At 41.8% G+C, this 13,436-nt stretch carries 12 protein-coding genes; 3 read left to right on the top strand and 9 right to left on the bottom strand.

Annotated elements, in window-relative coordinates:
* Nucleotides 1–68 precede the first annotated feature (68 nt).
* The 5 genes from rplI to ppsA all read right to left on the bottom strand — a co-directional run bounded on the left by rplI (nucleotide 69) and on the right by ppsA (nucleotide 5,000).
* On the bottom strand, nucleotides 69–584 hold the full coding sequence (gene rplI / locus AK823_RS08205) for a 50S ribosomal protein L9 (protein ID WP_068328123.1): 516 nt from the start codon (nucleotides 582–584) through the stop codon (nucleotides 69–71).
* Nucleotides 585–610: 26 nt separating this feature from the next.
* Complete coding sequence (gene rpsR / locus AK823_RS08200) at nucleotides 611–841, bottom strand: 30S ribosomal protein S18 (protein WP_010198808.1); 231 nt, start codon at nucleotides 839–841, stop codon at nucleotides 611–613.
* Nucleotides 842–857: 16 nt separating this feature from the next.
* On the bottom strand, nucleotides 858–1,262 hold the full coding sequence (gene rpsF, locus AK823_RS08195; RefSeq protein ID WP_068036200.1) for a 30S ribosomal protein S6: 405 nt from the start codon (nucleotides 1,260–1,262) through the stop codon (nucleotides 858–860).
* Between the two features lie 232 nt (nucleotides 1,263–1,494).
* Entirely contained in the window at nucleotides 1,495–2,487 is a 993-nt protein-coding gene (locus tag AK823_RS08190) for an RDD family protein (protein WP_068328120.1), read from the bottom strand.
* A gap of 128 nt (nucleotides 2,488–2,615) precedes the next feature.
* The gene (ppsA, locus tag AK823_RS08185) at nucleotides 2,616–5,000 is read right to left on the bottom strand and encodes a phosphoenolpyruvate synthase (RefSeq protein WP_068036195.1); all 2,385 of its coding nucleotides are present in this window, start codon (nucleotides 4,998–5,000) and stop codon (nucleotides 2,616–2,618) included.
* A gap of 519 nt (nucleotides 5,001–5,519) precedes the next feature.
* Here ppsA and AK823_RS08180 point away from each other — a divergent pair.
* The 3 genes from AK823_RS08180 to sthA all read left to right on the top strand — a co-directional run bounded on the left by AK823_RS08180 (nucleotide 5,520) and on the right by sthA (nucleotide 8,679).
* Complete coding sequence (locus tag AK823_RS08180) at nucleotides 5,520–6,416, top strand: pyruvate, water dikinase regulatory protein (protein ID WP_068036193.1); 897 nt, start codon at nucleotides 5,520–5,522, stop codon at nucleotides 6,414–6,416.
* An 82-nt stretch (nucleotides 6,417–6,498) separates the two neighbouring features.
* On the top strand, nucleotides 6,499–6,903 hold the full coding sequence (locus AK823_RS08175; RefSeq protein WP_068036191.1) for a DUF4377 domain-containing protein: 405 nt from the start codon (nucleotides 6,499–6,501) through the stop codon (nucleotides 6,901–6,903).
* A 126-nt stretch (nucleotides 6,904–7,029) separates the two neighbouring features.
* Nucleotides 7,030–8,679 carry a Si-specific NAD(P)(+) transhydrogenase gene (sthA, locus tag AK823_RS08170; RefSeq protein ID WP_068328119.1) on the top strand — a complete coding sequence of 550 codons (1,650 nt, stop codon included), beginning with the start codon at nucleotides 7,030–7,032 and terminating at the stop codon, nucleotides 8,677–8,679.
* 78 nt (nucleotides 8,680–8,757) lie between these two features.
* Here the strand turns inward: sthA and AK823_RS08165 are convergent, their stop codons facing one another.
* From AK823_RS08165 to AK823_RS08150, 4 genes are all read right to left on the bottom strand, one after another.
* Complete coding sequence (locus tag AK823_RS08165; protein ID WP_068328117.1) at nucleotides 8,758–9,966, bottom strand: ABC transporter permease; 1,209 nt, start codon at nucleotides 9,964–9,966, stop codon at nucleotides 8,758–8,760.
* Nucleotides 9,966–11,255 carry an ABC transporter permease gene (locus AK823_RS08160; RefSeq protein WP_068328108.1) on the bottom strand — a complete coding sequence of 430 codons (1,290 nt, stop codon included), beginning with the start codon at nucleotides 11,253–11,255 and terminating at the stop codon, nucleotides 9,966–9,968. The genes AK823_RS08165 and AK823_RS08160 overlap by 1 nt, the downstream gene beginning before the upstream one ends.
* Nucleotides 11,256–11,258: 3 nt before the next feature.
* Nucleotides 11,259–12,413, bottom strand: coding sequence for an efflux RND transporter periplasmic adaptor subunit (locus AK823_RS08155; protein ID WP_082785679.1), 1,155 nt, complete (start codon nucleotides 12,411–12,413; stop codon nucleotides 11,259–11,261).
* Nucleotides 12,414–12,567: 154 nt separating this feature from the next.
* Nucleotides 12,568–13,431 carry a YihY/virulence factor BrkB family protein gene (locus AK823_RS08150; RefSeq protein ID WP_068328106.1) on the bottom strand — a complete coding sequence of 288 codons (864 nt, stop codon included), beginning with the start codon at nucleotides 13,429–13,431 and terminating at the stop codon, nucleotides 12,568–12,570.
* Nucleotides 13,432–13,436 lie beyond the last annotated feature (5 nt).

Here is a 13,436-nt window from a genome sequence, read left to right as displayed (position 1 = left end):
ATTCATAAAAAAAACCAGCAACTTTAAGTTACTGGCTTTCTTTAGACTTGATTCAAACGTTCTAAGGATTACTCTTCAGAATAGTTTTCGTTCTCGTCTTGTGCTTCATCTTCTTCGGCTGAATCTTCGTTATCACCATCTTCAGAAAGAATAGTAACTAAGATGCTAGCAGTAACGTCATGATGCAATTGGATATCAACGTTATATTCGCCAACTTGACGTAAAGCGCCTTCTGGAAGTTTAACTTCAGAGCGATCAACTTCTAAGCCTGAGTTAGTTAACGCTTCAGCGATATCACGAGTACCGATAGAGCCGAATAGTTTGCCTTCGTCACCTGATTTAGCGCGCATGATGACATTAACATCAGTTAATGCGTCAGCACGTTCTTTGGCGGCATTGATTTCTTTTGCTTCTTCAGCTTCAAGCTCAGCACGACGTGCTTCGAACTTTTCAATGTTAGCTTTAGTAGCAGGTAGTGCTTTGCCCTGAGGGATAAGAAAGTTACGACCGTAACCTGGTTTCACATCGACAGTTTCACCGAGTTTACCAAGGTTGACGATACGCTGTAACAAAATAATTTGCATGAGTCATTCCTAGTTAAAGTTAACGGTTAACCCTGATGGTTATCAGTGTATGGAAGTAGCGATAAATAACGAGCTTGCTTGATAGCAGTCGCTAGTTGACGCTGATATTTAGTAGATGTACCGGTAATGCGGCTTGGTACAATCTTGCCATTATCACTGATATACTGTTTTAGCAATTCAACATCTTTATAATCGATGTGAGTGATGCCTTCAGCAGTGAAACGGCAGAATTTGCGACGGCGATAGAAACGTGCCATGAGTATTCTCCTTTAATTAGTCTTCACTGTTGTCGTTGTCGTCATTATCGTTTTCACGACTGTCTGGACGACGAGTAGTTGCTTTGCGTGCGCGTTTTTCATCGGCATTCTTAGCTAACTGCGACTCTTCAGTGATAGCGTCGTCACGGCGCATAACTAGGCTACGAATGATCGCGTCGTTATAACGGAATAATTCTTCAAGCTCAGCTAAAGTCTCACCGTCAGTCTCAATATTGAAAAGAACGTAATGAGCTTTGTGAATCTTGTTGATTGGGTAAGCCAGTTGACGACGGCCCCAATCTTCTAGACGATGGATAACACCGCCATTGTCTTGAACCAACTTGATATAGCGTTCAACCATGCCGACCACTTGGTCGCTTTGGTCTGGGTGTACAATTAACACCAGCTCGTAATGTCTCATTTGGACTCCTTACGGATTAGTAGCTATTAACCCTATGTTAATAGCAAGGAGATTTATAAGGTAAACTCAATCTCATATAGAGAAGGTAAGCTTAGGTTATAAAGCGCCGTATTATAGCAGTAGTCGTGTACTAACACAAAGGTTAATACAGTCGTCTGCTAATAAATAAAAAGCAACGACTAAGCGCTGCTTTTTGCAAACAGATATGATTTTAAATAACGAAGTGTTTTAGCTACTTTATTTTTGGTTGCTTGACCAATTGACTGCTATCAGCTTTTACTACTAAAGTCTTAGCCAACTTATCATGCCAACCAATATTTTCAGGACTTCTAGATACCATATAATAATGAACAGCAATGACAACAAATCCTAAGAAACTCGTGAATGAGAACAATAAATTGTAGATAATAAATAGTACCAATGTACGCATGCCGATAAGTTTGATAAACGACGGTATACGGTGTGTGGTTTGATCGACCACGCGAATACCGGTAATTAATTTACCAAGAGACTGTCCACGTAATGTAATAAATACCAGTTGTAGGGCGAATAGACCAAAGACCATAACTTGTGACATCATTAAGGTAGAGCTAGGTAAGCTCTCCATGAGTGTCATCGAGTACTGATAAGCGGCATCCATATTCTGAATATCTTGGAACTTTGAGTAATCTACATCCATTTTGGTCAATGCTAGTACTAACGGAAAAATCGCTAATATATATAATAGGCCATTAAGTGCTGTTGCCAATACGCGTGACATAATAGGTGCAAGGACCACATCGCCAAGTACTTTGTCTTTACTATTGGCAAGTTTGGTCGTACCAGGTTTGTTCAATGATACATTTTTATTTGGCGTATGATGACGGTTGGACGTCATGCCACCTTTAGCATTCTTGTCAGTATTACTTTTTGGGCGTTCAGGCTTACCATATAATCTATCAAGAGACACGTTTTTGCCATCGCGACTATTAGTATCAGAGTCTTCAGGGAATACCGTCACATTATTAATGATAGAGTCGTTAGGCGTAGGAATGTTAGCAGGACTATAAAGAGGTTGGTCACATGTCAAGTCTCCAACACGCTGCCACTTATCTAAGCCTTCATGCCATACCAAATCATCTAATAATACCTCACCAGATGTCAGCATAATATTGAGTTGATCCAAAGTATATGGACCAGCTTGTACGTTATTTCGAGCAAGGAAAATCTGCATAATTGCCTGCATAGTTAGTCATATCTTAAGTCGCTACTGTAAGCCATAGTATTAGGGTCTATTGAGGATTTTTCAAATAGACCCTAATGATTACTTACTTAATGACTGTGTGAATTACTGCGGTGACTTAACGTTACAGCTTATTGTACTTCTTCACCAGCTAAGAAGAACCAAGTATCTAATACTGAGTCAGGGTTAAGTGACACTGAGCTAATACCTTGTTCCATAAGCCAAAAAGCAAGATCTGGGTGGTCTGAAGGACCTTGACCACAGATACCGATATATTTATCAGCTTTACGGCAGGCATCAATCGCCATCGACAATAATTTCTTAACGGCAGGATCACGTTCATCAAATAGATGTGAGACGATACCTGAGTCACGATCAAGACCAAGAGTAAGTTGAGTTAAGTCGTTTGAACCAATTGAGAAGCCATCAAAGTGCTCAAGGAACTCTTCTGCTAGTAAGCAGTTAGTTGGTAGCTCACACATCATAATGATGCGTAGACCATTTTCACCACGTTTTAGACCATTTTTCTCTAGCAACTCAATGACTTGGGCTGCTTCACCAACAGTACGTACGAAAGGAATCATAATCTCGACGTTGGTCAAGCCCATCTCATCACGTACACGCTTAAGCGCTTTACACTCAAGCTCAAAGCAGTCACGGAAGTTATCAGAAACGTAGCGGCTAGCACCACGGAAACCAAGCATTGGGTTCTCTTCTGATGGCTCGTATAATTTACCACCAAGTAAGTTGGCATATTCGTTTGATTTAAAATCTGACATGCGAACGATAACTGGTTGATCCATAAAGGCAACGGCTAACGTTGAGATACCTTCGACCAATTTATCAACATAGAAATCAACTGGTGAAGCATAACCTGCAATACGCTCATTAATCGCTTGTGCCACTTCACGTGGTAAGCTGTTCATATTTAACAATGCTTTTGGATGTACACCAATCATGCGGTTAATGATGAATTCAAGACGGGCAAGACCGATACCTTCGTTTGGCATTTGCGTGAATGAGAAGGCACGATCTGGGTTGCCAACGTTCATCATAATTTTAAATGCAAGCTCTGGCATAGATTCAATAGAGTTGGTCTGAATTTCAAAATCAATTTGGCTCTCATAAATAAAGCCTGTATCACCTTCAGCACAAGAAACGGTGACGTCTTGACCATCAACCAACAATTCGGTGGCATTACCACAACCAACGATAGCTGGAACACCAAGCTCACGCGCGATAATAGCAGCATGACAAGTACGGCCACCACGGTTGGTGATGATCGCAGAAGCACGCTTCATGACTGGTTCCCAATCCGGATCGGTCATATCTGAAACTAAGACATCGCCGTCTTGTACTTTGTCCATCTCATTTAAGTTGCTAACGATACGTACTTTACCTGCGCCGATACGTTGACCGATTGAACGACCTTCACATAATACTTTTGCATTGTTAGTATCGATGATATAACGTTCCATGACATTGCTATCTTGGCGGCTTTTTACCGTTTCTGGACGGGCTTGAACGATAAAGATTTCATTCGTATCACCGTCTTTTGCCCATTCGATGTCCATTGCTTGACCATAATGCTTTTCGATGGTCACTGCTTGTTTGGCAAGGTCAGTCAGCTCTTCAGTTGATAATGAGAACTGCATGCGCTCTTCTTTTTCGACATCGACAGTTTTGACCGATTTAGTCGTGCTGCCTTCATCACCATAAATCATTTTCTTATGCTTGCTGCCTAGGTTACGGCGAATAATCGCAGGCTTACCATCAGCAAGTAGGCGTTTCGATAAATAGAACTCATCAGGGTTAACCGCGCCTTGAACAACCATTTCACCTAGACCATAGCTTGATGTGATAAAGACCACTTGATCAAAGCCACTTTCGGTATCTAGGGTAAACATAACGCCCGCAGCACCTGTTTCTGAGCGTACCATACGTTGTACAGCAGCAGATAAGGCAACGCCTTCATGCTCAAAACCTTTATGTACACGATAAGAGATAGCACGGTCATTATAAAGGGAGGCAAATACTTCTTTAATAGCGATAAGGACGTTATCAATACCGCGAATGTTCAAAAAAGTCTCTTGCTGACCAGCAAATGAAGCATCTGGCAAATCTTCAGCAGTTGCAGAAGAACGTACAGCAACCGCGATATCTTTGCCATCACTCATCTCTTCGAATGATTTACGCACCTCTTGCTCAAGATCTTTTGGCAATTCTTGTTCAATAATCCACGTACGGATTTTTTTACCCGTAGCAGTAAGCTTATTAACATCGTTAACATCTAGCTCTTTAAGCTCGCTGTTAATCTTGTCAAGCAAACCTGTTTCAGTCAAAAAACGATTGAAAGCATTTGAAGTTGTAGCAAAGCCGCCTGGGACACTAACGCCCAAATCAGACAGATGACTGATCATCTCACCAAGCGAAGCATTCTTACCACCGACCATGTCAATGTCGTTTTTTCCTAACTGATCAAGATTGATCACAAGTGCTGTAGATTGAGCTGCCATGATAACTCCAGAAAATAAGGTTATTTAGTAAGGATTATAACGGTAAATTATACCGCTATATTTGGACAATTTCGAGGGGTTAAGCCAAAAAACTTATGAAAAAGATACAAATTATAGAGTTCTGCAATAAACAATCGCACTATTGTCTCACTTATCCGAATATAAAGCAGCTAATTCAGTCTAAATGTTCCTATAAATTATATGCCTATATGTAGCGCATAATATTTTAATAGTGCAAAAGGTCTATGACAATCTGTAGCAAGAACCCGCTATTAAGGTTCGCTAGTTATGCTAACTTTGATTCCTATTAAGACGCTATTATGAGTATAATGTAGAGCATGAAATATCAGGCGTATATGACAATGTAACTATTAATCTACCTATTTATATTATAGGAATGTGTTATAGCTGCTTACTGAATGTGCGTCACACAGCGACTTAATTATCGTACTTAATTAGTATAAGTATAATGAGTCAATTAAAGCTTACTATTGAGGTTTACACTGAGGTTTTCAAGTTATGTACTCTAACAATCCGTCCGAGCAAAATAAGCCTACTATTCAAAATCATCACGCTTTAAGTTTAGATAACTCACAAACTATAAGAAGTGCTTTTTTTATCTCTGATGGTACTGCCATTACTGCCGAAACGTTGGGTCGTTCTATATTGAGCCAGTTTGCCTCGGTACCATTTGAAACATGTGTATTACCCTATGTTGATAGCATAGAGCGCGCGGAAGATGCAGTTGAGAAGATCAACATGGCCTATCAGCGCGATGGATTATTACCATTAGTCTTCGATACTATTGTCAGTCCTGAAATCCGTGAGAAGATCAACTCTGCGCACAGCTGTAACTTGGATATGTATGAGGGTTTGATTGGACGTATCGCTGAAGAGACCGGAGTAGAGCCTGACGGTCACTCTGGCCATGCTCATGACAATGTCGACTCTGAAACTTATAAAGAACGTATTGATGCGGTACATTTTGCCTTAGACAATGATGATGGAGCACGCACCCGCCACTATAGTATGGCAGATATTATATTGATTGGCGTGTCACGTTCAGGCAAGACACCAACATCTCTATACTTAGCTCTACAATTCGGTATTCGCGCTGCCAACTACCCGTTAACTGAAGATGATCTGTATGATAATCAGCTGCCAAAAGCGCTGCGTGAGCATAAAGACAAGCTATTTGGTTTGCTAATTGATACTGACCGCTTGGTAAAAATCCGTCAAGAACGCCGTGCGGGCAGTCGTTATTCGAGCTATCAGCAGTGTCAGCAAGAGCAGCGTGCCATACAAGGTATCTATATCACTCATGGTATTCCAAGCCTAGATGTCTCAGAGATGTCGGTTGAAGAGATTGCTACTCGTATCTTGCAGATGACCGGTCTCAAACGCCGCATTGGTTAATTTCGCTTACGGTTGTTTTCTTCGCCATACCATACAAACTATATAAACGTTGCTATATATTTATCACCAAATAGAGAGTGTTATGAGTCTATCCCATAAATCTAAAAAATCTCCCTTATTATTGATGGGCTTGCTATGCAGTACAGTTTTGCTCAGTGCCTGTCAATCATCTCCCTTCGCACGCGAACCAGTCCCTGAACCGCGCTATATACCTACTATTGTTTTAGGTGAGGCACAGACTTTAACGATTATGCCAGAGCGAGTGGCTTGTGCATCGGCACTACCAATGCAGTGTTTGCTAGCCAAATCTAGTAAAGATGGTTCAGTATTTCAGATTCCTTATGATTGGATTGATGACTTTACGCCAAGCCTTGGTACAGAATATGTGATTAGCGCACGTCCACAAGTTGATGAAGAGCGTCAGAGTTTAAACGGGCACTGGACATTGCAAAATATCTTGTCACAACGTATGGTGGGCACGCCATAACATCATGATCTTGACTCATGTATATATTGATTCATGCACAGATTGTTTATGACTAACATAGATCGCTTATGACTCACATAAATAGCTTAATGATTAAGTAGTAAATAAATAACTAAAGAGGATATCATGGGAAGCAAACGCAAAGATGATACAACTAATGATACTGGTAGCGACACTCATACCGAAGTATCAAATAAAGACAGTGGTGCTGCACCTGTCACATCTCCTGAGCAGACCGAAGATAAAAATAAGCAAGAACAAATTGAGCAAACCCACGACCAAGTCACTGAAGATGTTATGCATCACCCTGATTTGGTCAATCCGCTAGATGATACGCGTATTGATATCAAATCAGGCTTCACTAAAGATTCGCAACGTATAAAAGGTGATAAGCATAAGTTTGAATACGATGCTGTGATATTAGGTGCAGGTCCTGCTGGTGAAGCTGCTGCTATGAAGCTTGCTAAGTCTGGCAAAAAAGTAGTGGTTGTTGACCCGCGTGATCAGGTCGGTGGCAACTCTACGCATGTAGGTACGATTCCGAGCAAAGCGCTGCGCCAATCAGTATTCAACTTGATTAACTTCCGCCGTGATCCGATGTTCACTAAAGCTATGGAATATAAGCAAGTACCTCTAAATAAGGTGCTAGCAAATGCCCGTAAAGTAATACGTAATCAGGTCAGCACCCATACGCGCTTTTATGAGCGCAATCAAATTGAAGTCATTCATGGTTGGGGAAGTTTTTTAGATGCCAATACTTTGCGCATTGAGACTGATGAAAATATTTTTGAAAACATTACCTTCAATAAAGCGATCATCACGGTTGGTAGTCGACCTTATCGTCCTGAAATTTTAGATTTTGATCATCCGCGGGTCTTTGATTCTGACAAAATCCTACAAATGGATTATGTAGTCAAAAAAATCATCATTTATGGCGCGGGTGTCATCGGCTGTGAATATGCTTCAATTTTCACTGGCCTTGGCTATAAAGTTGATCTAATCAATAACCAAAACCAACTACTTAGCTATCTTGATAGTGAGATTAGTGATGCTATTGCGCATGACTTTAGACAGTTTGGTGTGGTCATTCGTAGCAATGAAGAGATTGACTATTTGGAGACTCATGACGACTATGTCATATTGCATCTAAAGAGCGGTAAAAAAATCAAGTCCGATGCGATTTTATGGTCAAACGGTCGCTCAGGTAATACTGAAGGACTAAATTTAGAAGCCATTGGTTTAAAGGCTAACGGCCGTGGACAGCTTAAAGTAGACGATACTTACTGTACAGATGTTGAAAACATTTATGCCGCTGGTGACGTTATCGGTTGGCCATCTCTGGCTTCAGCTGCTTATGACCAAGGACGCTGTGCGGCGGCATTTATGGTTGGCGATAGTGATGCAGAGCCAGTATCGAGTGTACCAACTGGTATCTATACGATTCCTGAAATCTCAAGTATTGGTAAAACTGAGCAAGAATTAACGGACGAAAAAGTCCCTTATGAGGTGGGTCAAGCATTCTTTAAACACTTGGCGCGAGCGCAAATTATTGGTGAACGTTCTGGGGTATTGAAGATATTGTTCCATCGTGAGACGCTTGAAATCTTGGGTATCCATTGCTACGGTAATCATGCTTCAGAGATTATCCATATCGGACAGGCTGTGATGAAGTGTAATAATACGCTGGAGTATTTTGTAAATACGACGTTCAACTATCCAACGATGGCAGAAGCTTACCGGGTAGCAGCATTAAATGGTCTTAACCGAGTGTTCTAGATTTCAGTACACCTTAATTTAATATAAAAAAGCGCCTGTTATTGAATTAACAGGCGCTTTTTTTTGACCAAATGATTTTCAAGAGGGTTCTGTGATTTTCAAAGAGGGCTGTTTTTTCGCCGTACGCCAACAAAACAGCATCAGTAAAACGAAATAAAACACCCATAGTGCAGCAAGTGCATAAAATCCTATGGAGACTTGCGAGATGCTTGCACCCATTTGATTAAGCTGTACAGAAGTATTGATAGCAGGAGTGGTAGGTGCTAGCCAGCGCACAATTTGTAGTATTTCTGGAAGTTGGTTGGCAGGCCAGGGATAGCCACTGACAAAGAATATCGGTAGCGAGCTAAAGATCAAAATCTGTAGACTACGCTCCCGCTGACGAAACCATAATCCGAGCACGCAGCCAAGTGTAGCTACTGTTGGACAGAATAAAAGCAAGAATAGCAAGCTGCCAAGCATATTTTGCCCACGCGGATAATGATGGAGCTCAAAAGCCCAGCCATAATAAAAGCAACCAATGACAAAGCTTAACGAGCTTAATGCAGCAATTCTACCAAGCCAACCGCCTATAGTCGTCATATGACGACGTTGCTCATACCAAGTTCCAATAAGCATGGCAGTTGCCATCAGTAATGTTTGCTGCAATATAATAATAGATACCGCGGGCACTACGTAAGCCCCGTAACCTTCAGTTTGATTATACAAAGGAATAATCCGTAGCGGTACAGCTTGCGTGTTTTGCACAGCAGTAGACGAATAAGCGCCTTGTGCAATGCTTTTCTTGACCTCAATGCCCGCTGATACCGTACTAACCGCTTGTAGAAATCCCATCTGAACATTTTTATTCAAAAGAAAGTAGCCGCCATTACCCAGTACGCTAACACTGGCTGCCTTTCCTGATAGTACTTGCTGCTCAAGACCGCTTGGAATAATCAGGTAGCCTGCAATTTCATCTGACCATATTGCTTCTTTAGCCTGTTGTTCATTAAGAAAGCGTGTAGTATCAAGCTGCGGACTGGCACTAGCGTAGCGAACGATAGTACGTGATAGGTCGCTATTGTCCTTATCAATAATACCGACAGGTACATGATTGACTACTTCAGTTGAATACGGCCACGGATAAAAAAAACCATAAATAATGGGCGCAATAAGCAGCATCAAAATGACACCGCTATCGGTAAAGATATCTCTTAGCGTTTGTAAAAAGCTACCTAAAAAAGTTTGTAACGATGTTTGTGAAGGTAGAGTTGCTCTTGATGGTTTGTGCTTCTGTATATATGACATTAGCGGGCTCCCCAGCGTTCAGGATGCGCCAATGCGCGTTTGGTTAACAATGTGGTAATTACCATCGCGATAATGGTCGCAATCATTAGACCGTAAACAATCGGTAAAGAAATAGCCACTGGTGCTTGCATTTGTAATTGCGCGATATGTAGTTTTAGGTAATGAGTTAAAGGTAGGGCGTCTGACCAATGCTTAGCACTATCGCTAATTGCGATATAAGGGAAAGTGACACCAGCGAAAGCGTAAGAGGGCGCAGATACAAAGCCTGTTGCAGATAAGCCTGCACGCAATGAAAATGAAGCTACCGTAAATATAGCACCGAGCCAAAATGACAATATCATCAACAGAACAAGCCCAATATAAGTAGCTAGCAAAGAAGTTAACGCAATCGTCTGCTGCGGTGTAGCAAGCCATAATGCCAATATCGACCAGATACTATAAGCTAATATAGGCCAAAAATACTTGCCTGTCAGGCCAAATAGTAGCACCGGAATACTGATGTTTTGAGTAGATTGTGATTTGAAGTTAGCATTATTAACTTGGCTATCAAGTTCTGTTAACTGTCTATGACTGTTGTTTAGTAACGTCAGGTTAGGACTACCTGTATCAATAAAACGATACCAACGACCGATCTGCTTATCACGTAACTCACGACCAATGGTTGTCGCACCGATTACCATTGCTAAAATATGTAGTAGGGCAGGAATAACAGTTGAGGCCAAAAATTGCTGGTAGTCAGTTGCAGCATTAAATAAACTGATACGTTGAACACTAATAGGCGAATAAGCGATAGTCGCCTGTGATGGTGCCATGCCTTGTTTGACTAAGCGTTGAATTTCAATCCCAGCTGATAGAGTACCAGCTACCGTTTGTACACTTTTTTGGATGATGCCAGAATGAGTACCGTATTGAGCATTGACTTGCAAGACTATAGGCGCAGGCTTGCCAGATAGAATGTTGCGCTCGAAGTCTTCTGGGATAATGACAACTGCATAAATATCGCGCTGCAAAATAGCTGCTTCAGCTACTGCTGGCGAGGGATATAGCTTTCTAACCGTAATATCCGGACTGGCTTCCAAATACCGTACTAATGTGTTGGCGACAGGACTATTATCTTGGTCAATTACGCCGATAGGTAAATCCGTAATTTGGGTTTGCGCAAAAATCCACCAAATGAGTAATATCGTGACCAAAGGTATCCAGACCACCACGGAGAAGTCCCAATGGTTTTTGGTTAAAAAACGACGCTCGTACGCAGCACTGCGCAGAAAAGCCTTGAACAGACGCATAACCTACTCTGGAGTCTGATTAATAGAAGTGGGGTCGATGTTCACAATGACACTCATCCCTGAACGGACGCGCGAGTCAGGAGTCATAGGTCGGGCTTTGACTTCAAAAGTACGTACATCAAAACCGTCGTCATTATTGGTTGGGCGCCAAGTCGCAAAATCAGACAATGTTGAGGTTGCATAAACGATGAATTGTTTAGTATGTGGGTTGTTAGCTGATGATAGTGCTGGAATAGTGCCAGTAAACTGCCGACCGATTGCAAATTGATTGAGATAGGTTTCGGTGACGTTAAGTACTACCCATTGATCGTCTGTATTGACGAGTGTTAGGAGAGGTACACCTTGACCGATGACTTCACCAGTGCTGACAATCACATTATTTACAATTCCTGCAATAGGGCTTTTTAGATTGGCCTCTTCTTTGGCGACTAGTGCTTCTTCTAACTGGGCATCGACTTGTGCCACTTGTGCAGTAGCTGCTGACTTATCTTCGCTACGAGTACCTTCTACCGCTAAGTCATATTGTAGACGTGCCGCTATTGTTTGATCTTTAGTCGCAAGATATTGTGCGAATGCCTCATCACATTTTTGCCGAGCCATCAAACCTTCTTCATAAAGTCGGTTGATACGCTCATAGGTACTGGCGGCTAGATCAGAGGCAGCTTTATTGGCTTGCCAAGCAGCTTTTGCTTGAGCAATCTCTTGAGGACGCGCGCCATTTTCTGCTTTATCCAACTGACTCTGTGCCATTTGTTTACCAGCACGAGCTTGATTAATCTTCGCGTTAATCTCAGGCGAATCCATCTCAATTAGCTGCTGACCGGCAGTTACTCTATCACCTTCAGTGACCATGATTTGAGCGATACGTCCAGGCACTTTGGCTGCGATAGACGTTTGCTGCATTTGCATCTGCCCTTGCAAGGTGATGACTTGCGGTTCACTATTTTGGGCGCTTCTAAACAATCCGTAAGCGATGACACCAAGCACCATGATAACGACTAACGCAATAACAGATTTTTTGACTGTCGCCTTTTTTTTCGCTGATGTAGCCTTTGAGTTTAGGCGCTGATAATCAGGTGCTGGCTGTTCAGATTTAATATTATCCATAGGTTCAGTAGGCGTGTTTTCTGCATCCGAGTCGTTGTGATGTTCAGTCATGAAAATGGTATTCCTAAAGCAATAAAGTTGAGAATGAAGGGTTTATTGTAAAGGTAGCAGCATAAAAGGCTGCAAGGCAGTTCTCTAATCTTGATAACAATCAATAACGATCAGAGGTACTACCCTAAAGGCGTTTTAATGAATTATCAGTTTATCAGTACACGCGAACAGCATGAGGTTTAGAGCTTTCTATGGCTTCGAAATTAAAAATAGCACCAAAGGCTACGATGAATGCTGAATAGTAAAGCCACAGCATAATGACTACGGCTGCTGAAAGCGCACCAAACTCAGCGCTATAGTTATTAAAGTTTTGGACATAAATCGAAAACAGCACAGACAATAGAATCCAGAGAACGGTCGCAAGAGATGCTCCTGGCACCAGTTTTTTTAGCGGTATAGCGTCACGATTTGGCGCCAAACGATATAGGCTTAAGAAGCTTAAGAATATGATGCCAGCTAATATAGGCCATCTGCTCCAAAGTGCAATCGTCTTCGCTATTTGAGGGAAGGGGAAATAGGCCGCCCCTAAAGGAATAATAGCGATAGACGAGATTGCTATTATTAGGACAACTACCGCGGCAAAGGTTAAACCAACCGCTCGGATCGTACCTTGTATCAAGTTGCGCTCTTGCGTGATGTGGAAGGCAAGATTGACAAGAATAATTAGGGATTTGATGCCTTTAGAGCCAGCATAAAGGGCCAGTAATGTCGATGCAATCAGACCAAAAGTCAGTTTTGACGCGGTGTTAGAGGCCAGTTCGCTTAAACGTGAATTAAGGACTTCATATACACCATCAGGTATAAACTGACGCAAAATTAAAATCTGTTCTTGCATCTCAGAGGGTGAGAAAGCGAGACCATAAAGCAGCACAAACACGGCCATTGCTGGAAAAATAGATAAAAAACCAAAAAACCCTACGCTAGCGCAATGTGCCCAAACATTAGAGTTGTTCGCTATACGCCATGTCTGTAGCAAGGGCTGAAGCCAACTTGTCAATTTAGAAATCAGTTTTTTCATAAAAC

Origin of the sequence: Psychrobacter sp. P2G3 (assembly GCF_001593285.1) — a bacterium.
GTDB lineage: Bacteria > Pseudomonadota > Gammaproteobacteria > Pseudomonadales > Moraxellaceae > Psychrobacter.
Note: the sequence above shows the minus strand (reverse complement) of the source record. Positions and strands in the feature narration are given on the sequence as shown.

Coding starts and splice junctions, on each gene's coding strand:
- sthA (WP_068328119.1), top strand. CDS start 7,030: ATGGGAAGCAAACGCAAAGATGATACAACTAATGATACTGGTAGCGAC.
- AK823_RS08150 (WP_068328106.1), bottom strand. CDS start 13,431: ATGAAAAAACTGATTTCTAAATTGACAAGTTGGCTTCAGCCCTTGCTA.
- AK823_RS08155 (WP_082785679.1), bottom strand. CDS start 12,413: ATGACTGAACATCACAACGACTCGGATGCAGAAAACACGCCTACTGAA.
- rpsF (WP_068036200.1), bottom strand. CDS start 1,262: ATGAGACATTACGAGCTGGTGTTAATTGTACACCCAGACCAAAGCGAC.
- AK823_RS08175 (WP_068036191.1), top strand. CDS start 6,499: ATGAGTCTATCCCATAAATCTAAAAAATCTCCCTTATTATTGATGGGC.
- rplI (WP_068328123.1), bottom strand. CDS start 584: ATGCAAATTATTTTGTTACAGCGTATCGTCAACCTTGGTAAACTCGGT.
- AK823_RS08180 (WP_068036193.1), top strand. CDS start 5,520: ATGTACTCTAACAATCCGTCCGAGCAAAATAAGCCTACTATTCAAAAT.
- AK823_RS08190 (WP_068328120.1), bottom strand. CDS start 2,487: ATGCAGGCAATTATGCAGATTTTCCTTGCTCGAAATAACGTACAAGCT.
- AK823_RS08160 (WP_068328108.1), bottom strand. CDS start 11,255: ATGCGTCTGTTCAAGGCTTTTCTGCGCAGTGCTGCGTACGAGCGTCGT.
- AK823_RS08165 (WP_068328117.1), bottom strand. CDS start 9,966: ATGTCATATATACAGAAGCACAAACCATCAAGAGCAACTCTACCTTCA.
- rpsR (WP_010198808.1), bottom strand. CDS start 841: ATGGCACGTTTCTATCGCCGTCGCAAATTCTGCCGTTTCACTGCTGAA.
- ppsA (WP_068036195.1), bottom strand. CDS start 5,000: ATGGCAGCTCAATCTACAGCACTTGTGATCAATCTTGATCAGTTAGGA.